This is a genomic window from Mesorhizobium sp. IMUNJ 23033 (genome assembly GCF_044778005.1).
In the GTDB taxonomy this organism is placed as follows: Bacteria; Pseudomonadota; Alphaproteobacteria; order Rhizobiales; family Rhizobiaceae; genus Mesorhizobium; species Mesorhizobium amorphae_A.
The window spans coordinates 198770-220814 of record NZ_JBJACT010000007.1; the positions used below are offsets into that span (position 1 = coordinate 198770).

The window sequence follows — 22045 nt, forward strand, 5'->3', positions numbered from 1 at the left end:
GGCGAGGCAGCGCGCTATCCCCCGAGCCCGCAAGAGTGTGGAACATTGACCGGGATCGATCCCAGGTGTCTGCCGTCGTAGCCCTCCGCAACCGTCGCTATCACGGCTGGATTCCAGCCGTAGCCGCAGTGGGCCGTGTCCGGGCGCTCCAACAGGCCAAGGTATGTCTGATCGTTTGAGACGATCACGTTGGTAATCTTCATGTCCTCCGGCAGGTATGCTTTGGGGAACAGCCGATAGCTCAATAGGTCGTTTGGATCCGTGAAAGCGACAAAGCGGATGGGGCCGGAGGGCTCCGCGGTAAACGCCTTGGTCTTTCGAGCCCGCGCGCTGGCGAATACGTCAAGGAGAGATCCGCTGGCTCGGTCCGCCGATTTCTCAGCTGCAATCCTGGCTGTGCCTGGAGAGTAGGTTGCGGCGTTCAGGAGGGGGATCTGGTTTGCCAGCAGGAAAACCATTTGGACATCGCTAAGGCGCTGGGCAATCCGCGACTGTTCCGATGCCGGCGCGGTTTGCCATATCGAGACGATCGCATCGGAGAGTATTTTGCTGCCAAGGCTTTCGGCGACCAGCACAGTCTTCCGCCGCGGCTTGCTGTCGTCGATAGCGCAGCGGCCCGCGGCTGAAATATTGCCGCCCAGAGCGTCACAAACTTCAGAACGCATCCAGGATCTGGTTGGGTTGCCAGCCGTGCCCGTGTAAATCACGGCGTCGGAAAAACAGTCGTCGATCAGCCCCTTTTTGAGAGTCTTGTTCAGGCTGGCGCGCTTCAGTTCATCGGTGTGGTCGAGCCGAATGGCGATTTTTGCATCAGCAGCGAGCGGGGACCAGACGAGAAAACGGAGTTCGAGTGCATGTCCGTTCACACTGTGGTTGAACGTAACGCGCGCGGCGCGCTCTGGGCCATACACAGTGTTTCGCCTAGACGACCCAATTGGGATTGCCTGTTGGAGAAGGGCATGACGATTATCTGCCCAGTCTTCTTCGTGAGTGCACATCCCATGCACCCAGACGACCCGTAGGTCTTCTTGCTTGGCAAAGCTCATAATGCCGCCAAAGCTGGATGCGTTGTTCAGGCCGAGCTCTTCAACCTTCGGGGGGATGTAAGGGGTAGCACACCCGGAAATCAACAGTGCAGCGCCGAAGATAAATGTAGAAAATAGCTCGCACAACGGCCGCTTTAATATTGGTGCCATCTCTCTTCCCCCACTCCCTCTTCAGTGAAGCTGAGAACGAGGCAAAAAGCGAGTCGTTTCAACGTGCCAGAAACGATCGCGTGGAAAGACGCGTGGAGGCCGCGCTCGTTGGCAGCGAAAATGCGCCAGCCAAGGGATTCGATCGTCGGGCTAAGCTTGGAGCCACATCGTTGAGCGTCGCCCGCCGACGTGTTTCCCCTGGCCTCAATTTCGGGGCAGCTTGTGAATTTCCAGCCTTACCGGTCCACCTCGATCGCAACTGGTGCAGAACAGTGCCCTTTCGACCGTGCTGAATAGAGCATCCTTGCCATACCGCCGAATTAGGGCCGCAGGCTTTACCTCGGCATGATGCGAGCAGTTTTTGCACCAGGCTCGCAACTTGTGCCACTCGCGCAAGTCGCCAAGAGCTACATCGAGGCCCGCGTGCACGCTGCCCCCTACGATGGTCTGTGGGTCGGCCTTGACCTCGCCTGGTGTCAGGATCTTCTCTATCACATGCCGGCTGTTGTAGTGGATTAGAAGCATCCCTGGCCGGCGCCTGATTGCCGCCTGCCAGGCGGCTTGGCTGACCATGGAATCGGGCGATCGGGAGATGGTTTCGACGAGCGCCTTCTCTTCGCGATCCCAAACTTCAATTCGAAAATTGTCCTCCGCTGTGTTTGCCATAGCTTCGCCGGCCAGCGCCTTGGCGCCGCGCAACCGTCCTTCCCGTCTCACAATACGTGAGGAATAAGGAACATATTCCTGCCTCGTCAAGACGCGGCTTGACTCTTTTGTTCTCATTTCGTTCACTGGCGATATGAGCGACGAAATTAGGCCACCCAGGCAAGAGCACGTCACGGCTCCTGGCATCCAGCACCATTTCTGCGAACGACCAGGCTGCGGCAAGGATGCAGGATGGGGCTTTGCCAAACCGAAGCAGGCACCACGCTGGTTTTGCTTCGAACACCGTGCCGAGGGCGAACGATTCCTTTGACAAGGAGACAGCAATGGCGCGCTTGAGCTTCGCAGAAGAGCTTGAAAGTGCGGCCGATCAGATTGCGGAAGTTTCGCGAGCTGATCTTCAGGTCGTGCTTCGCAGGGCAGCGCTCGTGCTCAGGAACGTCTCGGGCATTGTCTTGGAACCGAATGTAGATGAATCTCTTGCTGGCCTCGCGGCCGAAATGGGGGCCTCAAAATCGGATCTGATCAAGACGATTGTGGGCGATTGGCTCGTGACCAATGCGTATCTGCCGGTCCCCTACGCTCTGGATGAGGAGAGCAGCGTGGATGGAAATGCATGATCAACCGTCCCAGGCACCCAAGCGAATATGCCGATCGCGCGATCGGATTGCCAAGAGGCCATGGAGCCCGGCTGTCAAGCCATCGTCGATTGCATGCTTGAAATGGGCTGGCAACGCGGCGAGGGTGATGCGGTCTCTACGCCGGCTCATCGCGGCCGACAACATGGCGCAGAGGAAAGCGACAGACTTGAAACCAAGCGCCATCGCAAGAGCCATGGTGCGCCGGGAAGGCCCTTTAGCTGAGTGGCAAACTTGGTCCCGCTCTACATCGCCCTGATTGGCGCGGCATCCACCGCCTCTGCAATAGGGCTGATGAATAGCGGTCGACCAAGCGGATGGTGCCTGGCTGGGTTGCCATCGCGCCCAACTGCTTTCCCCATGAGAACGAAAGTTCCCTCCGGCGCTCAGTCTTCCTGCTATCTTAGCGGCGAGGAGGTTGCGCGATGAGCGAGAATCGCAAGCTAGCCGCAATCCTGGCTGCAGACGTAGTCGGATACAGCCGGCTCGCCAACGAGGACGAAGACCGGACTTTGGCGCGGTTGCGTGCGCTGCGCAGCGATCTGATCGATCCGACCATCGCCGTGCACAAAGGTCGCGTGATCAAGCGCACGGGGGACGGGGCGCTAGTCGAGTTCCGGAGTGTCGTGGATGCCGTGCGTTGCGCCATCGAGGTGCAAAACGGCATGGTCGAGCGCAATGCCGGCGTGCCGCAGGACCGCCGCATCGAATTCCGTATCGGCGTCCATCTGGGCGACGTGGTCGAAGAAAGCGACGGCGACCTGATGGGTGACGGCGTCAACATCGCTTCGCGTCTGGAGGGCGTCGCGGCGCCTGGGTCCATCTGTCTCTCGGAGGATGCCTATCGTCAGGTCAGGGCGAGGCTCGACCTCTCAGTCACCGACCTCGGCAACACGCAGCTCAAGAACATCGCCGAGCCCATCAGGGTTTATTCGCTTCGGGTTGGCGCCGCCAGGTCGACGACGACCGCAACGTCAGAATCTACAACGAGCAGGACGGGGTTAACACCGCCGAAGCTGTCGATAGCGGTCCTACCGCTGGTCAACATGAGCGGCGATGCAGAACAGGCGTTCTTCACCGACGGGCTGACGGAAGACATCATTACCGATCTGTCGAATGTGCCTGGATTCTTCGTTATCGCCCGCAATTCCACCTTTACCTACAAGGGCAAGTCCATCGACGTGCGCCAAATCGCCCACGATTTAGGGGTGAGATACATCCTTGAAGGGAGCGCGCGTCGCTCGGCAGAGCGTCTCCGGATCAATGTCCAATTGATTGATGCTGCGGGCGGTGGAAATCATGTCTGGGCTGAACGCTTTGACCGCGATCTCGCCGATATTTTCGGTGTTCAGGACGAGGTCACGCGACGCGTTGTTGAAGCGATTTCTGGCAAGCTTGGTGTCAAGAATATTGTTGCCCGTTCCCGACCGTCAAATCTCGAAGCCTATGATCTTTGTGTTAGGTCGCGAGGCAAATGCGACATTTCGAGATCAGACAACAGTGAGGCGTGCGCTGATTTGGAACGTGCCGTTCACATCGATCCGAACTACTGCGAAGCGCACAGCAATCTTGCCATCTCACTGCTATTTGGCTGGATGTTCTGGGGAGAGCCACAGATACCTGGCCGCGCAAAGGCTCTGATGCACGCGCAACGAGCCGTAGAGATCGACCCCGGCGATTCCCACGCTCGCACGATCCTGGGCTGCGTGCAGCTTTATGAGCGCAATTGGGATGAAGCAAAATTCCAATTCGATGCTGCCGTTCGGCAAAATCCCAACAATGCCGATGCGGTTGCATGGATGGGTGAGCTTCAAATCTATTTAGGCAACCCGCAAGCTGCGCTGATAGCTTGTGCAGAGTCGCTGCGTTTAAATCCCCGTCCACCCGGTTGGTATTTTTGGATCATGGGAATGGCGCAAATTTCCTCCGGTCACTACGGAGAAGCTGTTGCGTCCTTGAGCCGGGACGAAACCTACGGGACGGGTTCGAGGGAGGTCCTGATACCCGCGCTTGCCCTTGCCGGCCGCGTTTCTGAGGCACAGGAGGAAGCCCGCCTATTTCTTGCTGGGAATCCAGATTGGAAAATCGCTGATTTCACGACGAACTTGCCCTTTATGAGTATTACAGCTGCGGAGCCCTTCGTCGATGGCTGGCGGCTTGCGGGCATGCCAGACTAGACAGCATAGCAAACAGGCCCGTTTCGGCTGCGACCTTTTCCTGATCGTCCGTCATGCGCCTCTCCATTAGAAAAAGAATCGCCAAACCAGACGTTTGTTTCAGTTATTCCTCACGGAAATCCTGAAGCGAGGCGTGGCGAAGGTCCTCCTCGCCGCGCAGATGCTTCACACGACCTATCATCCCCGGCTTGACCCATTGCGTCGCTGGACGCTTCATGCCCTTTGGCGCGGCGCCGGCGTGCTGCTGCACACGCTCCCAAAGACGCTCGCGCATTTCGCGGTTCAATGTGATGAAAGCCGTGCCGACATATCGCCCTGTGCCACGCTCGGCCATGAGAGCGAATGCCGGCTTGCCCGGCTCCCGCTCGACGCCGAGCAGTTGGTATTCGTCGATGCTGTAGGCTTTCGTCTTTAGCCAGGCCGTCGAGTTGCCGCTTCGGTATTTGCTGTCCTTGCGCTTCGAAACCATGCCCTCGAGCCCGGCCTGGTCGACGAGATGGAAGATCGCCTTTGCATCGCCCGGCAGCGCCTGACTGAATTGGATGCGACCGCCCTCGGGGATCAACGCTTCTAGGATTTCGCGGCGATCCTCCAGCGGCATGTCGCGCAGATCATGGCCGTTGAGGTGCAACAGATCGAAGGCGACGAAATAGAGGTCTTGCTGGCGCCTCGTGATGGCTTTGCGCAACTCGCCGAAGTCGGACAGGCCGGCATCGTTCAATACGATGATCTCACCGTCGATGATGGCGCTCTCGACCTCTAGCTCGGCTGCTGCTTTGGCGAGGTCGCGATATTTCGACGTCCAGTCGAGGCCGCGGCGAGTGAAGATCCGCACGCCGTCGGCATCTCTGACGATCTGGGACCGGTAGCCGTCGAACTTGACTTCGTGAATCCAGCCATCGCTCTCGGGCGGCTTGTCGACGAGCGTCGGCATCAATGGCGGGACGAACTTCAAACGCATGCACAGACTCACGGAACGATTCAAGGCGTGGCGCCTAACCTTAGTTCCGAAGCATTTTAGCAAAATTGAATATTCGAATGAACGGCCTATAATTTGCCAACCGGGCCTACCCCGTTCGCCGGTCAGGGAGGAAGTTATGGCAGACGTGACGCCAGAAAATCAGAACTCAGATCTCGTCCGGCGCGGTTATGCGGCGTTCGACGCAGGAGACATGGAAACGCTCACGCAAACGATCGACGCGTCCTGCACGTGGCATAGTCCGGGGAAGAGTTCGCTCGCCGGAGACTACAAGGGACACGAAGCGATTTTTGGCCACTTCGGCCGGTTGGGGAGCGAAACTCGCGGGACCTTCAAATCCAATCTTTTGCACGTAACAGAGAGCGAGGACGGATCGGTGGTCGCCGTCCATCGCGATACTGCGGAGCGGAACGGCAAACGGCTGGATGTGCTCTCTTGTATCGTCTTCGACATCAAGAACGGCAAGGCGATGGACGGCCGGGAGTATATCTACGACCTCTACGCCTGGGACACATTCTGGGCATAAGCCTCAGGGCGACCCAATGCGCCAGGCAGCAGCAAGGCGGCTTCGATCGATCCGACAAGTGCTGTTGCCTCTGTTGGGTTTTACTGGCTGGCATGAAGACATCAACGCAGCGGGCAGGCTCGTTTGGCGACGCTACATCGCGAGAACGGACTCATGGGAGATTCGCCCGATGACGCCCGAAGAGGAAGCCAAAGCTCTCGTGTGGTATTTTCCACCGTATATGATGTAGGGCACATGCGAAGCCTCACCAATTGCGGTGCCAGTCTATTGACCCAATAAGGGGCACATTTGGCCCTGTGCGATGCTCGATCACCCCCGCAGTCCCAATCGATCGTGCGACCGAAGTCCAATCGGCATGCCCAAGTGGCCACGTCGCCGGGGGGCCTTGGGTCCAGCTTGCGGGACCATCTAGCCGGAGAGCATCTTTCATCGACTGAGATTCAGCGCCGGGGGGCGCGCATGATCGCTATCTGGACGCATGAAGGAACAATCATCTTGTTCGATCCCGAGATTGGCACCGTCGCCGCTCCTTCCGAACATGAAGCGTGGCGCGAGGTCGAACGTCGCAAGGCGATGAAGCAGGAACGGCGAGCGGTTCCGCTGCTGTGAGTTGGCGCCACAGTCCGGCTAGGCTTCTGGACTCTTCCGCGAGTTGGAAGCATTCTCCCCTCGGGGAGGAGGGGCGTGGGCAAGGTCCAGCGTCATCAAGGTGCCAATCAGGCTGACCGGTGGCGAAAGCGGGCCGGCAGGAGAAGGTTGTCACGGCGACTGCCGCGACCGCTCTTGGGGCTTCTTTTGCTGGGCGTTGGCACGCTTGCCGCAGCAGTCACTCAATTCGCTATCCATAGCACCGCCGGCCAACAGATCACCTCTGGTCTCCAAACCACCATTGGCCTCCAAAGCACCATAGCAAATTGGACAGAACCCCTGCCTGGGCCGATGCAAGGCCGCGCCTCCGTTATCGACGGCGACACGGTCGAGATTGCTGGCCAGCGCATCCGTTTCAACGGGATCGACGCCCCGGAGAGCCGGCAGTATTGCGACGACGCTAAGGGCTTCGAATATCCCTGCGGGCGCCGCGCTGCCCAAGCACTGGACGAGTTCCTGGCAGCTTCGCGACCACTACATTGCAGTTTTGTCGACCGCGATCGATACGGCCGCCTTGTCGGAAACTGCGAGCGCGCCGATGGCCGCAGCGTCCAACGCTGGCTTGTCGGGCAGGGTCTGGCCCTCGACTGGCCGCGCTATTCCAGCGGGGCTTTCGCTACCGAGCAAGGCACTGCCAAGGCAGCTCGCCGCGGGGTTTGGCAAGGCAGGTTCGATCAGCCTTGGGATTGGCGTGCAGCAAACGCCGACAAGGTGGAAAAGGTCAGCCAGCCGTCATCCGGCTTGAGCGTGCTCGGCAACCCAGGCTGCAACATCAAGGGCAACGTCAGTGTGAACTCGGGTGATCATATCTACCATCTTCCGGGGCAAGAACATTACGACGAGACGGTGATCACAGCGAGCAAGGGCGAGCGGTGGTTCTGCAGCGAGGACGAAGCGCGCGCCGCCGGCTGGCGCAAGGCGCGACGATAGGAGAGAGAAACATGAAGACCACCGATCCTGAATGCAAAACCCTTACAGAGGCCTACGCTCGGCTAGGTGCAACGGTCCGCAATCCACGGCGCACCTGGTCTGCTGTCACCGATGACGGAAAGGCTGTGGTGGTTACGCTCTGGACAGATCGATTTCTGGACGTCGAGCAGACGCGCTACAGCACCTTCGGTCTCTCAGGAAAGGGATGGATTGATAGGCCGGAAAACCGTCGTCGCGCCGAGCATCTTCAACACGCCATGTCGAAACGCGGCGGGCTCTTCCGTTCGATAATTGTTGCGGCGAGCGATACCATGCACAGCAGGATCGTCGCGCGAAAGATTGGACCCGAAATGCGGGTTACCAAAATAGATGAAGCAACGGGACGCTTCGAAGCAGAGCGAGCTTAGGCGCCACTAAGTGAGGCCAAGCCAGCGCCAGCACGACGCCGCACGCGATAGTGAAGGCGAGATAGGTCATCGGCCGCCCCCGTCGGAGAGCGTGAGCCGAATCTCGCCCTTGCTCTCACCACCAGTCGGCGCCGGAATCGGTTGATGGCTGATGATCTTCCAATCCGTGCCGCGAGCGTGCCGCCAACGACATCTTCGGGCTCGATGCCCTTGTCGGCGAGTTCTGTTGCGCGGACATCCGCTGATGGACCGATCGTCGCCACATCGACACCGTTGAAACTGACCAACAGCGGGTCGATCGCTCGCACCAATGAAGGCCGACCACGTGTCGGCTCTTAAAGTCGCCGAAGCGAGACCCGCTTCTATCTCACGGCTCAGGCCGACAAGACCGCGCTCTACGAGAAGCTCGGCTTCGTGCCTATGACGACGAATTCGAAGAAGCCGGCATGCCGCATCGGTCGATGAAGACCTATTAATTCGAAAAATGGCCCGCTGCCGAGCTCCGAGCAGCGGGCCTAACACGTGGATTTTTCAGACGTGGCTGTTTGTGCCGGTCTTGCGGATGGATGAAATGAGGTCGTTGACACGGTCGACCTGATCGTTTGCGGGCTTTCCCTTGCTGCCAAGCGATCGAGATTCCAGCCGGTTGTCATAAATGCGCCTTAGCAGATCGCAGCCCACCTTGGCGCGCTGCCAGGTGCGACCGATAAGCAGGCAGCCTCCCAAGCTCGCCGGAGCATGATCGACATCGTCCCAGACCATCCATGTGCCGGACGGTTCGGGACGACAGCGGAATCTCGCTTTGTGATCTTCCATGGGTGGTCAACGGGAAAGACACAGCGTTGGTTCGACCTAACATTGCAACGTGGTTAACACCGCGAAAGCTTCGCTATTTTAGCCGATCTCTCTTTTGGCGAGAGCGAAGGGCATTCCTGGTCTACTGCGATCGTTCGACCGCAAAGGGCGAAGCTGCGGAAAAGATAAGTCGCTCGTTATGTTTTCTGCTGTGCGTTGCAGATCGTAACAATAGGTGTACGATCGACCCGGATGCTGGCGGTTTGATCGGAGGACTTTGGTATGATTGCAACTGCCGACCAAGAAAACCTCACCAGAGATCAGCAAGTCTCACTGACGAATGCTCGACTTGGCCACTATATGGCGGTAATGGGCATAACATTCGCGGTCACGGCCGTGAATTTATTTCTGATGTTCAGCTTCGCTCATATGGCGCCAGCTTCAGCAAAACTGGCGCTAGCCTTGTCAGTTATTAACATATCCTGTTTCGGCGCTCTCGCAGGAAGGTCAACTCTCCAGGAGATCAAGGCAATCAACCAAGATTATACCGAGGCGAAACTGGAAACCCACCATGCGAGGTATGTCGCCGAGGTTCCGACAGATTTGTTCGCCGCGCTGACGGTAGGTCTCATCGTCTTGATTGGGTTGGTGCAACTCTGGATGCTGTTTACTATTTGAGGGGCGACTGATCGGGTCGTAGAGCAGCGCCTGGGCCGCTTTTTGAAGCATCGGACCTTTGATCCGGGCCCTATTGCGAACGCTCGACCGCAAAGGTTGGCGCGTCAAATCAATCCTGGAGGAAAGTCCACCTATTTTGAGACACCCGACCCGCCATCGTGTAGAGGCCGTCCACCCCGTCCATATTCGCCGGGATCGATAAAGGTCCCTGCCCACAATTTACGTTTGGCAATGCGGGCTTCGCGCTCTTCGGAAGGTATCGAGGCGCTTGTTTGTCGACGACCGCCAATCCGTGTTTCACCAGATCGCGTCCGAGATCGATGCCTCCCACGAAGGAGACGCCGACATCGTTGTCATAGCGGTCCTTGCCTTCGATGGTGCAGGATACATCCCCTGAGGCAATGAGATGGCGAATGTGGTCACGCGCATACCTGCCGCAGGGCCAGAACTTGTCAGCGGCATCAAGACACGTCTGCGAAAGTTCGGGGCATCGATACCGAGCAGCTGAACTCGTTTCTTGTCATGCCACAGCGTGTCGCCGTCATGAGCAAACCAATGCTCTGCTGCGGACACAGGGCCACAGGTGAGCACGAAGGCGAGAGCGAGGATCAACCTACACATGGCCGAGCAATGTGATTATTGCGCCTTCTCGTCGTATTGGAAAAGTGGACCGTTTCAAAATTTCCGCGCGGGGGTTGGCAGGCGTGATCTCCTCGATCCGCACCTCACTCGGCTATAACACCCATTCAAATTGTGATGCTGAAATGGCTGCTTGCGTTCAGCGTATGTGTGACGGGAACCATGGATATTAGCCTTGCCGGGATTGTCATTGTATTAGCGTAAGCGCATATTAGCCCTGCAAGCGGCCTGCTACGCCCCGTCTGTAAAGACATTCCTTGGGCGCCGTCCGAAAACACCCCGGCAATTACTCGCCCTCGTTGTCTTCACCTGCCCATGGTCTTCGCTGGCCGGCTTTCAAAGGTCAAAGGGAGGACTTCGATGCGTTACTTTCTAGCCACTTTTTGTTTCGTCGCACTCGTTATCTGCGGTGGGGAACCTGCCGCTGCCCAGACAGCACAATCAAGCATAGAGGCGAACAATGCGGACTTTGTTGCGAAGTTTGCCGCTAAGGATGCGAAAGGTGTGGCTCAACACTATACCGAAGACGCGGTAGCGTTTCCCCCAAACGAAGACCGGGTCGCCGGCCGCGAAAGCGTTCAGAAGATGTGGCAGGGCTGGATCGATGCAGGATTGACCGATCTGACCCTGAAAGCGGCGCAGGTCGAGGAGAGTGGCAATCTCGCGTATGAGGAGGGCATCTACTCAATCAAGATTCCCGGCAGTGACGGCAAGACCAGTGAGGAAATCGGCAAATACATTATCGTTTGGAAGAAGGGCGCCGACGGCGAATGGCGACTGCATCGGGATATTTGGAATGCGAACCCTGCTAAGAAGTAGAGTTCCATCACTCCCGTTCATTTGATCCACGAGTTTGAGGGAGCCGGTGTATCTTTACCTCTGGAAGGGAGCGCGGGGACGCTTGCCACCCATTGTGGGGCAGGCCCACCGGGCGCCTTGGTATGCCGTCCCAGAGGCTCACCAACGCGCGTTCCGGCCGGCCGCTGTGTTTGGCCTACAGTGGCGAAGCACCACGCGCGCCGTGGTGCCCGCCCCGGCGTTAGGGGCCACCAGGCTCAGCCCTTTGGGAGCATTCTCGTCAGAATTGCATCGCGGCGGATGAAGTGATGATAGAGCGCGGCTGCGGCATGTAAGCCGGCCGCGATCAATATCCCATTGGCGCATAACGAGTGAAGTTCTCGAATCGTGCGAGCCGTAGTTCGATCGGGTGCAAATGGTGCCGGCACTGTGAAGAGGCCGAAGAAGCTCAACGCATCACCTCTAAACCAAGTCAGTAGGATGCCGAGGACTGGAATCGCGATCAGCAGCGCATAGAGGACAAAGTGGCCGATCTTGGCTGCGGTCCGCTCGGGCCCAGACATTTCGACTGGAAGACCGGGTGCTCCCCTTAGGCCGCGCAGAACAACCCGCCAAAGCAGCAATCCGGCCAACAGAAGACCAAACGAAATGTGCAGCCGCCAGATGGCATCGACTGTAGGGTCGCCACGAGGCAACAGACCCTCGCCGTAGGTCAGTGCGTAAAGCAAGAGGACGAGCACGAAGAGAGCCCAGTGCAGGAACTTTTGGGTCGACGTGTATGCAGTAGAGGTCATTCGACGAGGGCTCCCGTTGAAAAGGATCTCCCCCTTCGGTGGTCTTCCTGGCAGACTTGTGGCCGCCAAATTACGAATTAGTAATATGCCTCCTCCTCATCGGCCTCGCCATCGCCATCGCCATCGCCATTGGCGTAGGCATCGCGATCGCCGGTTAACCCGCCGATATCAAGTATATCAAAAGGCTCACCACGGCAGCGACTGATGCTCCGCCTATGAGCAATGACCGGCGCCGCAGTTGACGCGGTTGATCGGCTTCTTCCCGACTGCAGCATCATAGGCGCTGTAAAGGCGCCGGCCGTCCTCACCATGGCGATCGCTGCTCGAGCGCATCTATTGAAGGGGCTTTCGCTGCTATTGGCCGCCAGGGGATGAAACACCATCGTCTCGACGCAGCGGTTTAGCAGGGCTGACGGGCTCCGCTTCTGCGTCCGTGCTTTTGGTTGAACGCTGATAGAAAAGCCCGAAAGCCAGGACGAGATACCCAACCTGCAAAACAATCAACGTCAGTGCGGTCCAGGCGAGCGCCTTCCAGAATGACCCCGTTGCCATGTAAGTCCAGATCGCCACAACGGCCGTCGTGGTGAACATCCCAACCAAAAACCGCGGAAGAAGCATCTTGCGCACTACCCGAGGCTACGGGAGCCTTTGCTAATTTAGCAATCGCTTACGTGAGAAGTCGAGTTGTTTCTTGCAGATGATCCTCACGCCTGTGGCCGCGCGCATCGCGTCCAGCCGAAGCCAGGGCGTCGCTCGGTCAGTTCGTTGATCGCGGACACAAAAGAGCCCGCCGGCCGAAGCCAGCGGGAGGACCTGGAGTAGCCAGAGTGTGGTCTGGCAGATTGCAAACGGTCTGGCCCGGCTTTTGTTTCAGGATTTGCTAAAATGATGGAGCGCCAGCGGTGTCTTCTCTTCGAAGATCGCTTTGCAATCGATCTCATCGTGAAACGGAGCATGAGGATCGAACACTAGCAAAGATGCGTGAGACCGCAGCTCCCTCAGACGGGCGTTCTTTTCGAGGCGGGCTTGGCGTTCGGCTTCTGCACGGAACGCTAGACTAGGTTTTTCACGAAGAGAGCTCATCTACAGCCCCCACTTCGATTAACATCGCCTCTTCAACGCCTTAGCCCCGCGTTGCGTTCCGTTTCGATCGCCGACACAAAGGAGCCCGCCAGCGCGCGTTTCGGCCGGCCGCTGTCCTAACACCGGCGAGGGCTTCGGCGCGCTCTGGCCCCTACGATGGCGCTCCGCAAGCCATGCTTCCGCAAAGCTAGTTTTGCCAATGCACCTCTTGCAGCACGAACAACTAGCAGGCATCATTTTGCGCGTGGTGGTTCAACGGAGGAACTTAGGATGAAAGCCCTAATTTTAGCCGCCTTGATCATGGGCATCGCTACTCTACCTGCCCGATCCGAAACAATGCCAAAAGGTGCTGAACCTATACCGAGTAGCGATATCTCTTCGATGTTTGGAGGCAAGACCTATACGTTCAAAGAAAAGGCGAAGAACGGGAAAGCTGTGAGTATATCGTGGTTTCTCGGTTCTGATAGCAAAATGCTGGGCTACACCGGAAATGGTCCCTCCTATGCCGTCGGCACATGGAAGGCGAGCGATGGCAAGCTGTGCGTTTCCAACAGATGGAAGGGCTCTTGGGGCGAATCAGCCTCCAGCGACTGTCAGCTTTGGGCCCGCGACAAGAAAAACCCTAAGAAACTTTACCGTGCAGAGATAAGCAAGGGTGGCGACTATGCCGCCTACAAGCCAAATCTAAATGCCGGAGATTCTGTCTCGAAAAAGATTGACACCCTCAAGACCAAGCTAAAATAGGAAATCAAGGCATTCTACGGGCGTGAATTTCGCGATGCTTGGCGCGATATCGATCGCGCCAAGCGAGCAATTTTGACGGTGCGGTCTAGTTGGCCCCGACAAATTCTGCATGGTGCGTGCGCCTTTTGCCGACGGTCAGGCATACTCACGGATGCGACTCTGGGCTCAGCGCTGCGTGATGGCCTTGCGCAGTGCTGCGAAGTCGGAGATCCTCGCCTCGTTGGCGACGATGATCTCGCCGTCAATGATGGCGCTCTGGACTTTCAGCCCTTTGGCGGCATCAACCAGGTCTCTATACTTCGCCGACCAGTCGAGCCCGCGTCGGGTGAATATGCGAACATCCGCATCGTCGATGATGATCTGTGAGCGATAGCCGTCGAATTTGACCTCGTGAATCCAGCCGTCCCCTTCGGGCGGCTTATCCACCAGGGTCGGCATCAACGGCTCAATGAACTCCAGCCGGCTGGAGCCGGTGCCTGCCCGCCTAAGCATGGAAGCGAGTCTAGGCTTGTCCGATAGGCGGCTAGGGAACGGAACATGATCATTTTACTAAATTAGCAATGATGCATGAAGAGGCCTATAATTCAGCCCCAGCCGGCGCCAGATGCATTGACCCAATAAGGGGCACCTTTGGCCCTGTGCAATGCTCGATCACCCCCGCATCTCGCGACGACCGGAAATTATACGCATGCGATGATCGACGACATGCGCGTTGCGATGGAAGCTGCAACCGCTCGAAACAGGCCACTAAGCAGCAAGAAATCGACCTGATCAATGCTTGCCTCCTTTGAGCCGACCCGCGTTGCCTGTGAATCTCCCTGTTACGAACCTATTAAAGTCGTTAGGCTGCCTCCTAAGCACACCATGTTCGTGGTGGTTGGTCAGAGCTCGAAGTGTCAGCCGTGGATGGCGCGCCTTTAGTTTCATCAAAGACTCCTCAATATGGAGGAGATGCAGGCAAAGCTATTGCGCGGGTAAAACCGCATTGGGCCCGTATGGGGATTACTCGGGTCGCCAACCTGACCGGGCTCGATCGTATTGGCATACCTGTGGTGATGGTGTGCCGGCCGAATGCCCGGTCGCTTGCGGTATCGCAAGGCAAGGGCACCGACATGGATGCCGCGATCGCGTCCGGGTTGATGGAAAGTGTGGAACTTTACCACGCCGAACACATAGAGCTTCCACTAAAGCTCGGCAGCATGGCGGAACTCTCGCATTCACACAGCTTTGCTGAAATTGATCGTCTGCCGCGAGTTGCCGGCGAACAGTTTACCCGCGATCTCGTGACGCTTTGGATAGAGGGCACGGATTTGATTTCGCACGAAGGCAGGTGGCTGCCGTTCGAGTGCGTCCGTGCAAACTTCACGGTGCCTGCGCCGCCGGGAAGCGGATATTTTGATTGCAGCAGCAATGGGCTAGCCTCGGGCGGCAGCTACGACGAGGCGATCCATCACGCAATCTGCGAGGTTGTCGAACGCGATGCGACCGCCCTTTGGAACCGCCTGCCGTCTGCCCAACGAAGGAGCACCGGGGTCGATCTTGGCAGCGCGCCGGACGGTCCTTGCCGAGACGTGCTAGAAAAACTGAAACGCGCCGACTTCCGCGTAGCGGGGTGGGAAACGACTTCGGACATCGGTGTGCCAGCGTTCTTTTGCCTGATCGCCGATCAACGTGATCGAAACAGCCATCACGGCATCGGCGCTGCAGCGCATCCGGTGCCGGAAGTCGCATTGCTCAAGGCGCTAATCGAGGCCGCGCAGGTTCGAACGACTTACGTTTCTGGGGCGCGCGACGATCTGCAGCCCGAGGAATATCGCGAAGCGTATCGGGAGAACCGCCACCGGCTCGCTGAAAGACTTTTATCCGAGCATTCTCCTGACAGGCGGATTGCTCCCGCTGAAAAAGACTCGACGGTCGGGATAGCGTCGAATCTGGGTTGGTTGATCAATAGGTTGCAAGCGGCGAGAGTCACGGAGGTTGTCGCCGTCGACCTCAGTAAGGATGACATCGGCTTGCCGGTTGTCAAAGTGGTGATACCCGGCCTCGAAGGACCGGACGATCACGGCGGCTACGTGCCGGGCGAACGGGCCCGCCGCACCCTGGGAGCCGCTCTGTGAACGCGGTCGTCTTCTGCGGCCCCAGTGTGAAAGCAGAAGATGTAGCAGGTTATGACGGCTTCGAGTTCAGGCCGCCGGTGCGTCAGGGCGAGTTCTATGCAGCAGCCTGCCGGAGTCCCAGAGCCATTGGCATCATCGACGGCTATTTCGACGGACAGGCGGCGGTGCTGCATAAGGAAATACTATGGGCGCTGGCACGCAGGATCGCGGTGTTCGGCGCATCCAGCATGGGTGCGCTGCGGGCCGCGGAGCTCCATTCTTTCGGCATGCGCGGCGTCGGCCGCATCTTCGAAGCGTATCGGGACGGCGAGCTCACCGATGACGATGAGGTGGCGCTCATCCATGGCCCCCCGGAAACCGGTTACGTCCGCCTCAGCGAACCGATGGTCAACATCCGCGCGACGCTCGAAAAGGCGGTCGAAGGACGAATCATCGACCAAGCCACCGGAATACGTCTCGCCGCCGGTGCGAAAGCACGCTTTTATCAATTGAGAACCTGGCGCGGTCTGCTGGAGGATATGGGCGATCCGGAGCAGATGCAGGCGCTTTCCGAGTGGTTGCGAACGGGAAAGGTTGATCGTAAGCGCGACGACGCGCTCGAACTGTTGAGCCAGATGGACGCGTTCATCTGTAGCGGCGCGAAACCCGAGCCACCGACCTTCCATTTCGAGTGGACCGAGAACTGGCACAACGCACACTGGCGCAGCGAAACTCAGAGGAACGACGAAGCGACCACGGTCGAAGAGGAAGCCATCCTGGACGAACTTCGGTTACGGGGCGACTACGCGCAAGTGCGTCGCGATGCCCTGCTTCGACTGCTGGCTCGGAATGACGGCGATGCAGCGCCCGATCGCCAAGCCGTAAAGCGCGCGACCGGTGAGTTCCGCTCGCGGCGCGGGTTCATGCGGCAAACTGACGTAATCCGCTGGGCAGGAGAGAACGGCACGGACCTCGCGGGAGTGGAGCTTATTCTGGAGGACAACGCCCGTATCGAGGCGCTGGCACGAGATCGCGATGTCGCCCTTCATCAGGGCATGCTGGACCGGCTGCGCGAACTCGATCTCTACAGCGGCTACCGTGAGCAGGCTCTGGCCAGGCGGCGATCGGCGTCGACATCTGCGCCGGTGCCGCGTGCCCTGTTGGCAGTTTGGTATTTCGAGAAATGCCTCGGCCAGGCCGTTCCTGAAGACCTTGCCGACCATGCCGCCTCTATCGGGCTTGTCAGCGTGGACAAGTTCTACGAGCTTTTGGCCCGTGACTATACTTTCACAACCCAACGCGCGTTAGGGAATGACTCTGGCGCCGCGGGCGAAAGTTCGTTAGCATGACTTTGCCGCGGCCGGTGATGCTGCGGCCAATAAAATGTGGATGCCTCTGTCCGTAGGTGGGACGAGCATGGCATTTAGAGGGGAAGGCTGCGTAGTCAAAAACGGAACGCGCTTCAGGCTGTTTGCCCAGGCGCCGTTTCTTACGCCTTTCCGCGAACCTGAAACTGTTATCGTATCGTCGCCTGCCGGGACTATAGGCCCAGGGCCTGGTAATGATCGCATGTATGTCGTCGATCCCATCGGCAAGCCGCTTGCTTACGGACTAGTGGAAAATCTGCGCGGCGACCCGCTCTACCTGCTGCCGCCGTGGCGGGGCGATATCTTTCCGCCTGCGCTTCCCAATCGCGAGGGACATTTCGACCACATCGCGCCGGAAGATCCTGAGTTCGAGGCTGCTCATCTGTTCGGCTCGGTGCGCTGCACGCTCGACGTATGGGAGAAATATTTCGGCCATCCGATCGCCTGGCATTTCCGGCGCGACTTCGACCGGCTGGAGCTGGTCATCCAGCGCAATCTTCTGGAAAACGCCTTCATGGGCTACGGCTTCCTGGAGGTCGGCATCCATGTGAGCGAGGACGGCGGCATCGAGCCCTTCAGCCTGAACTTCGACGTCATCGCGCACGAGGTCGGGCACTGCATCATCTATTCGGTCATCGGCGTGCCCGATCCGGGAACGGCGTCCGCCGAATATTACGGCTTCCATGAATCCGCCGCCGACCTGACCGCGCTGATCGCCGCCCTGCATTTCGATTCTGTCATCGACGAGCTGCTGGAGACCAGCCACGGAAATCTCTACACCCGCAATCTCGGCAACCGCATCGCCGAATTGTCCAGCAACGACCAGATTAGGCTCGCCGCCAACCCCCTGTCCATGCTCGATTTTGTGCGCGGCTGGCACGACGAGCACGCGCTCGCCCAGCCGCTCACCGGCGCGATGTTCGACGTCTTCGTCGACCTGTTCCACGAGGAGCTCGTCGCGCGCGGGCTGATCAGCCAAGGACAGGAAGACCTTTCCGACAGGCTCGAGGACAGCCCAGACTATTTCCGCATCATTCAGCCGATCTTCGACGAGGCCTATGCCGCAGCGCCGGCAGATTTTCGCGAGGCGCTGGTCGCCTCGCGCGACGAACTCGGCATGCTGCTCGCCGAAACTTGGCGCCGGCTCGAACCTGACGATCTGAGCTATGCGGCCGTCGGCAACACGCTGCGCGCCGTCGACCGCATAGTGACCGGCGGACGCTGGCGCAGGATTCTCGATGTAAATCTCGGACGCCGAGCCATCGGTTTTGCAAGCGCGGGGCCGAGACTCAAGCCGCCCGGGCCGAAGAGCCACTTCGATCTGCCGAGGGTGTTTGTGCCGGCACGTCAGGACGCTTGTTGTGCAAGGCGGCTATCGTATTGCGAGACATACGAGGGCGCGAAACAACCTGGCTAGAAACAGGATCTGCGTTCTTTGAGTCGAACAAAAGGAGGAATATCTTATGCAATACTTCGTGACAGAAATTATGGATAGCATAGAGTTATTGCAAGCGCACGTTAACAGCATACCGGCAGATGTTGGTAAGTTAATAAGCGTAATATGGCGTGAAAACGATCGAAAATATGTTGTGGTCCATGGAATAGAAGTTGCACGTCGATCCAAAAGTTCAAAGGGTAGTTCGTGATACGTTGTGCATTTTATAGCGTATTCTTTGAGAACTTCTTTAATAATGGAGGAGAATGTCGATGGTAGAAAGTCTTCTTAGCGTCTCAGGTATAAACTTATTTGGGCATACTGTAATCGATCTACAATTGGTAAATCCACTTCTGGCTCCTATTGTAGCTCAAGTAGCGTCGGCGAGAAATATACCGACATTGTCCGACAATAAGAATGTGAATGGCGTAAACGTAGTCAATGCGAACCTAGTTGTGGTCTGGAAGCAAAAAATTTCAGACCAGAATGAGATTTATACCGTAAACGGCGCAGGCCCGGCTGTGGCGTGGACCAAGGGTGACACTGCTACCGGTGCGATAATACGAGTGGCCGGCGGGAATAGATATGTCGGATATTTTATGAAACTCGAGGAGGGATTCGAATTCCTCGGGCGTCGTCCAGGCGCTGGAAACCGAGCCGGACCGAATCGCTTCCTTGAGGATCAGTTGCTGGGTGGCAGGTTCGCAAGAATATATGGTTTTAGTTTTGAGGGAAATTACTACGATCTTGGGAGACCTATACTGTTCCTTGTGCACGGAGATGGGGAGCTTGTCGCTGAGGAACTTGGTAAGTTCAGCCCTGCCCGTTCGCCTAGTCCGACTGGACTTACAGGCTTCGCCGCAGCCGACTTCGAATTCTCCGATGGGCTGCGCGTCTGGTCCTACGACAAGGCCGACTACACGATCCGCATGGATGTCGAGACAGGCATGTTCGAGGATGTGCTGCTTGCGGCGATGTTCGGCGGCGGGCCCGGCGGCGGGCCCGGCGGCATGGATGCGGCCGGCATGAGCGCGCGCGGGATGAGTGCGCGGGGGATGAGCGCGCGCGGCATGAGTGCAAGGGGAATGAGCGCGCGCGGCATGAGCGCCCGCGGCGGCAACGGCGACTGACCGGAAAGGAATGCGTCCCTGACGCGGGCTTGCGCTCGCCCCACCATGCTGAGGATTGGCGACGCTTGGGATCGACGATGCGGAAGCCGAACCGCTCCTAGAGACTGATCGCACGGAAGCGAGTAACCGACAGCGAGACCGTCTTCTCCTCGCGCCGCCGTGTCGAGCAGGCCCCTGATCAGCCGCGTGCCGATGCCGAGCCCGCAATAATCGTCCAGCAACGGCACCTGCGCGCGACTGTAGGCGGTGTCGCGCCCCGGTGACCTCGATCCAGCCTATGTCGCGCCCGTCGAGAATGATGATGCTAGAGTTTCAGCCTCGAAGGAACGGCGCACCGCCGCCCCGGCATTCCGCCTCATTCCAACTCGCCGGCTTCTGCATGAGCGGCCATTTGTGTGCTATGCTGGATCGCACGGCGGGTTGTATTGCGGCTGCGAACAATGGGGTGAAAGGGGGCCATGGTCCTCGCGCGAACCGAGAAACTCAATCGCAAGCTGTCAGCGATCCTCTACGCAGACGTCCACGGCTACAGCCGCCTGGTGGATAATGACGAGGAGGGGACGGTCGTCCGTTTGATACGCTCTCAGAGTCTCATCAGCAGCCTCGTCGGCGACTATGGCGGGTCGGTTGTCGATACCGCGGGCGACGGACTGGTCGCCCTGTTTCCAAGCGCGACCGTAGCCCTGGATTTTGCCGTCGAAATGCAGCGGGAGATGTCGAACGCCGCGGTGTGGTCGGGTGGCCAGGAGCCTATCGCCTACCGGATCGGCATCACCATAGGCGACGCGATCGTCGGCGACCGTGGCGTCTACGGTCATGGCATCAACATGGCCGCACGCATTCAGGCGCTGGCGTCGCCTGGCGGCATATGTATTACCGAATCGGTTCACCAGTTCGTGCGCAATGAGCCGGAATGCTCGTTCCGGTCGCTCGGAAAGCAGAAGCTGAAGAACATAGCTGACGAGGTCGAAGTCCTAGCCGTAGACTTCGGTCGGACTCATGCCGAGCCCAAAGTGTCGGCGCTGCCGTTTGCCCCGGCACCCCAGCGTTCCGTCCCGGACAGTTCGCTCGCCGTCCTGCCGTTCGAGAACGTCTCGGGCGATCCTGCAGACCTCCATCTGTGCCAGGGCGTTGTTGCGGACTTGATTTCCGATCTGTGCCGCTTCCGCAACCTGATGGTGATTGCTCGTCATTCGACCTTTGCAGCGACCGCCCAGACGCGGTCGCTGCGCGAGATCGCCAATAAACTCGGCGTTCGATACCTTCTGTCTGGACGCTTTAGGCGCGTTGGAAACAAGCTGCGGATCGCCGTCGACCTGATCGAGGCGCGGACCGAGAATACGATGTGGTCCGAACGCTACGATGGCGGGATCGAGGACATATTTGCCTTCCAGGACGACGTGACTGCTACCACAGCCTCGCGCCTGGCCGTCCAGATAGACATGGCGGAAAAGCGCCGCCTTTCGGCTCAGAACCACCCCAACGTCGATGCCTATGGACTGATCTTGCGAGGACAGGATCTTAGTTTCCGCTTCCGCCCGGAGAGCAACTGGCACGCCAGGCGACTTTATAGACAGGCGCGGGATCTCGATCCGCACTATGCGCGCAGCTATGCGGCCATGTCGCGGACGTTCAATGTTGAATGGCGTTATGCGTGGACCAACGATCCGGAAGGCGCGTTGAACGAGGCGTTAAACCTGGCGAATCTGGCCGTCCAGCATGACGACCTCGACGCACGCGGTTATTCCGAAATAGGCTTGGCCCGCCTCTACAAGAAGGAGCACGATCCAGCGATCGCCGCCTACGAACGTGCTCTGCAGCTCAATCCCAATGACGCCGACTTGCTAGCCGAGATGGGTGACTGCCTTGTCTACGTTCGTCAAGCGGAGCGGTCTGTGGGGCTGCTAGAGAAGGCGATGCGGCTCAACCCTTATTATCCGGATTCCTATCTCTGGTATCTCGGCGATGCCTATTTTCAGCTCGGCGAATATGAAAAAACGATAGAGACGTTGCAAAAGATGCGGGACGACTCCGAGGGCCATCGGCTTATGGCAGCGAGCTATGCCTATCTCGGGAACGCACGGGAAGCGGACAGGCATGCCCAAGCGCTATTGGAGGTGCACCCAAACTTCACAACCGCGCAGTGGCGCAAGGTTCCTCCGCACAAGTATCCGGAGGACACTGAACTACTTATCGAAGGCTTGCGCAAAGCCGGGTTAAGGTAGCACCGTCACAGAGCCCCGGAGAAGGTCACCGGTGGCACCGATCGAAGCGTCGCTGCCTTCGCAAGGCTCGTCATTCCGAGGCTGCGAATGGCGCTTA

Annotated in this window: 20 protein-coding genes and 1 pseudogene; 13 read left to right on the plus strand and 8 right to left on the minus strand. The window is 58.4% G+C overall.

The features are described 5' to 3' along the window. Positions 1 to 14: 14 nt before the first annotated feature. Positions 15 to 1196, minus strand: coding sequence for a hypothetical protein (locus ACFX5Q_RS11525; RefSeq protein WP_404277795.1), 1182 nt, complete (start codon positions 1194 to 1196; stop codon positions 15 to 17). 204 nt (positions 1197 to 1400) lie between these two features. Further along, the gene (locus tag ACFX5Q_RS11530) at positions 1401 to 1895 is read right to left on the minus strand and encodes a hypothetical protein (RefSeq protein WP_404277797.1); all 495 of its coding nucleotides are present in this window, start codon (positions 1893 to 1895) and stop codon (positions 1401 to 1403) included. A gap of 290 nt (positions 1896 to 2185) precedes the next feature. Here ACFX5Q_RS11530 and ACFX5Q_RS11535 point away from each other — a divergent pair, with 290 nt between their 5' ends. Together ACFX5Q_RS11535 and ACFX5Q_RS11540 are read left to right on the plus strand one after the other, a co-directional pair. Further along, a complete protein-coding gene (locus ACFX5Q_RS11535) occupies positions 2186 to 2479 on the plus strand; it encodes a hypothetical protein (protein ID WP_404277799.1) in 294 nt (97 codons plus the stop codon). Positions 2480 to 2922: 443 nt separating this feature from the next. Continuing rightward, positions 2923 to 4674, plus strand: a complete 1752-nt coding sequence (locus ACFX5Q_RS11540; RefSeq protein ID WP_404277801.1) for an adenylate/guanylate cyclase domain-containing protein — start codon at positions 2923 to 2925, stop codon at positions 4672 to 4674. 103 nt (positions 4675 to 4777) lie between these two features. Here the strand turns inward: ACFX5Q_RS11540 and ACFX5Q_RS11545 are convergent, their stop codons facing one another. Beyond that, positions 4778 to 5635: an RNA ligase family protein gene (locus ACFX5Q_RS11545; protein WP_404277803.1), complete on the minus strand. Its 858-nt coding sequence runs from the start codon at positions 5633 to 5635 to the stop codon at positions 4778 to 4780. Positions 5636 to 5771: 136 nt separating this feature from the next. On the opposite strand from ACFX5Q_RS11545, the gene ACFX5Q_RS11550 reads away from it, so the two are divergent. The 3 genes from ACFX5Q_RS11550 to ACFX5Q_RS11560 all read left to right on the plus strand — a co-directional run bounded on the left by ACFX5Q_RS11550 (position 5772) and on the right by ACFX5Q_RS11560 (position 8164). Continuing rightward, positions 5772 to 6179 carry a nuclear transport factor 2 family protein gene (locus tag ACFX5Q_RS11550; RefSeq protein WP_404277805.1) on the plus strand — a complete coding sequence of 136 codons (408 nt, stop codon included), beginning with the start codon at positions 5772 to 5774 and terminating at the stop codon, positions 6177 to 6179. Positions 6180 to 6863: 684 nt separating this feature from the next. Next, entirely contained in the window at positions 6864 to 7757 is an 894-nt protein-coding gene (locus ACFX5Q_RS11555; RefSeq protein WP_404277807.1) for a thermonuclease family protein, read from the plus strand. 11 nt (positions 7758 to 7768) lie between these two features. Then, on the plus strand, positions 7769 to 8164 hold the full coding sequence (locus tag ACFX5Q_RS11560) for a hypothetical protein (RefSeq protein ID WP_404277809.1): 396 nt from the start codon (positions 7769 to 7771) through the stop codon (positions 8162 to 8164). Positions 8165 to 8695: 531 nt separating this feature from the next. On the opposite strand, the gene ACFX5Q_RS11565 is transcribed toward ACFX5Q_RS11560, so the two are convergent. Then, the gene (locus tag ACFX5Q_RS11565; protein WP_404277811.1) at positions 8696 to 8980 is read right to left on the minus strand and encodes a hypothetical protein; all 285 of its coding nucleotides are present in this window, start codon (positions 8978 to 8980) and stop codon (positions 8696 to 8698) included. Positions 8981 to 9241: 261 nt separating this feature from the next. Here ACFX5Q_RS11565 and ACFX5Q_RS11570 point away from each other — a divergent pair, with 261 nt between their 5' ends. Beyond that, on the plus strand, positions 9242 to 9637 hold the full coding sequence (locus tag ACFX5Q_RS11570; protein ID WP_404277813.1) for a hypothetical protein: 396 nt from the start codon (positions 9242 to 9244) through the stop codon (positions 9635 to 9637). A gap of 109 nt (positions 9638 to 9746) precedes the next feature. Here ACFX5Q_RS11570 and ACFX5Q_RS11575 read toward each other — a convergent pair. After that, positions 9747 to 10073 (minus strand): annotated as a pseudogene (locus ACFX5Q_RS11575) (thermonuclease family protein); the annotation flags it as partial. Between the two features lie 563 nt (positions 10074 to 10636). Here ACFX5Q_RS11575 and ACFX5Q_RS11580 point away from each other — a divergent pair. Further along, positions 10637 to 11095, plus strand: coding sequence for a YybH family protein (locus ACFX5Q_RS11580; RefSeq protein ID WP_404277815.1), 459 nt, complete (start codon positions 10637 to 10639; stop codon positions 11093 to 11095). A gap of 236 nt (positions 11096 to 11331) precedes the next feature. Here the strand turns inward: ACFX5Q_RS11580 and ACFX5Q_RS11585 are convergent, their stop codons facing one another. After that, positions 11332 to 11868, minus strand: a complete 537-nt coding sequence (locus tag ACFX5Q_RS11585) for a cytochrome b (RefSeq protein ID WP_404277817.1) — start codon at positions 11866 to 11868, stop codon at positions 11332 to 11334. Positions 11869 to 12222: 354 nt separating this feature from the next. Then, positions 12223 to 12486 (minus strand): hypothetical protein, encoded by a 264-nt coding sequence (locus tag ACFX5Q_RS11590; RefSeq protein ID WP_404277958.1) that lies wholly within the window; start codon positions 12484 to 12486, stop codon positions 12223 to 12225. Between the two features lie 735 nt (positions 12487 to 13221). Between ACFX5Q_RS11590 and ACFX5Q_RS11595 the strand changes: the two genes are divergently transcribed. Beyond that, on the plus strand, positions 13222 to 13695 hold the full coding sequence (locus ACFX5Q_RS11595; RefSeq protein ID WP_404277820.1) for a DUF995 domain-containing protein: 474 nt from the start codon (positions 13222 to 13224) through the stop codon (positions 13693 to 13695). A 165-nt stretch (positions 13696 to 13860) separates the two neighbouring features. On the opposite strand, the gene ACFX5Q_RS11600 is transcribed toward ACFX5Q_RS11595, so the two are convergent. After that, a complete protein-coding gene (locus ACFX5Q_RS11600; protein ID WP_404277960.1) occupies positions 13861 to 14133 on the minus strand; it encodes a hypothetical protein in 273 nt (90 codons plus the stop codon). Between the two features lie 455 nt (positions 14134 to 14588). Between ACFX5Q_RS11600 and ACFX5Q_RS11605 the strand changes: the two genes are divergently transcribed. The 5 genes from ACFX5Q_RS11605 (at position 14589) to ACFX5Q_RS11625 (ending at position 21948) form a co-directional block, all read left to right on the plus strand. Next, on the plus strand, positions 14589 to 15812 hold the full coding sequence (locus ACFX5Q_RS11605) for a YcaO-like family protein (protein ID WP_404277822.1): 1224 nt from the start codon (positions 14589 to 14591) through the stop codon (positions 15810 to 15812). Next, complete coding sequence (locus ACFX5Q_RS11610; RefSeq protein ID WP_404277824.1) at positions 15809 to 17140, plus strand: TfuA-like protein; 1332 nt, start codon at positions 15809 to 15811, stop codon at positions 17138 to 17140. The genes ACFX5Q_RS11605 and ACFX5Q_RS11610 overlap by 4 nt, the downstream gene beginning before the upstream one ends. Before the next feature lie 220 nt (positions 17141 to 17360). Then, positions 17361 to 18575 carry a hypothetical protein gene (locus ACFX5Q_RS11615; RefSeq protein ID WP_404277826.1) on the plus strand — a complete coding sequence of 405 codons (1215 nt, stop codon included), beginning with the start codon at positions 17361 to 17363 and terminating at the stop codon, positions 18573 to 18575. Between the two features lie 419 nt (positions 18576 to 18994). Then, positions 18995 to 19723, plus strand: coding sequence for a hypothetical protein (locus tag ACFX5Q_RS11620; protein WP_167480742.1), 729 nt, complete (start codon positions 18995 to 18997; stop codon positions 19721 to 19723). Positions 19724 to 20181: 458 nt separating this feature from the next. Next, complete coding sequence (locus tag ACFX5Q_RS11625) at positions 20182 to 21948, plus strand: tetratricopeptide repeat protein (RefSeq protein WP_404277829.1); 1767 nt, start codon at positions 20182 to 20184, stop codon at positions 21946 to 21948. Positions 21949 to 22045 lie beyond the last annotated feature (97 nt).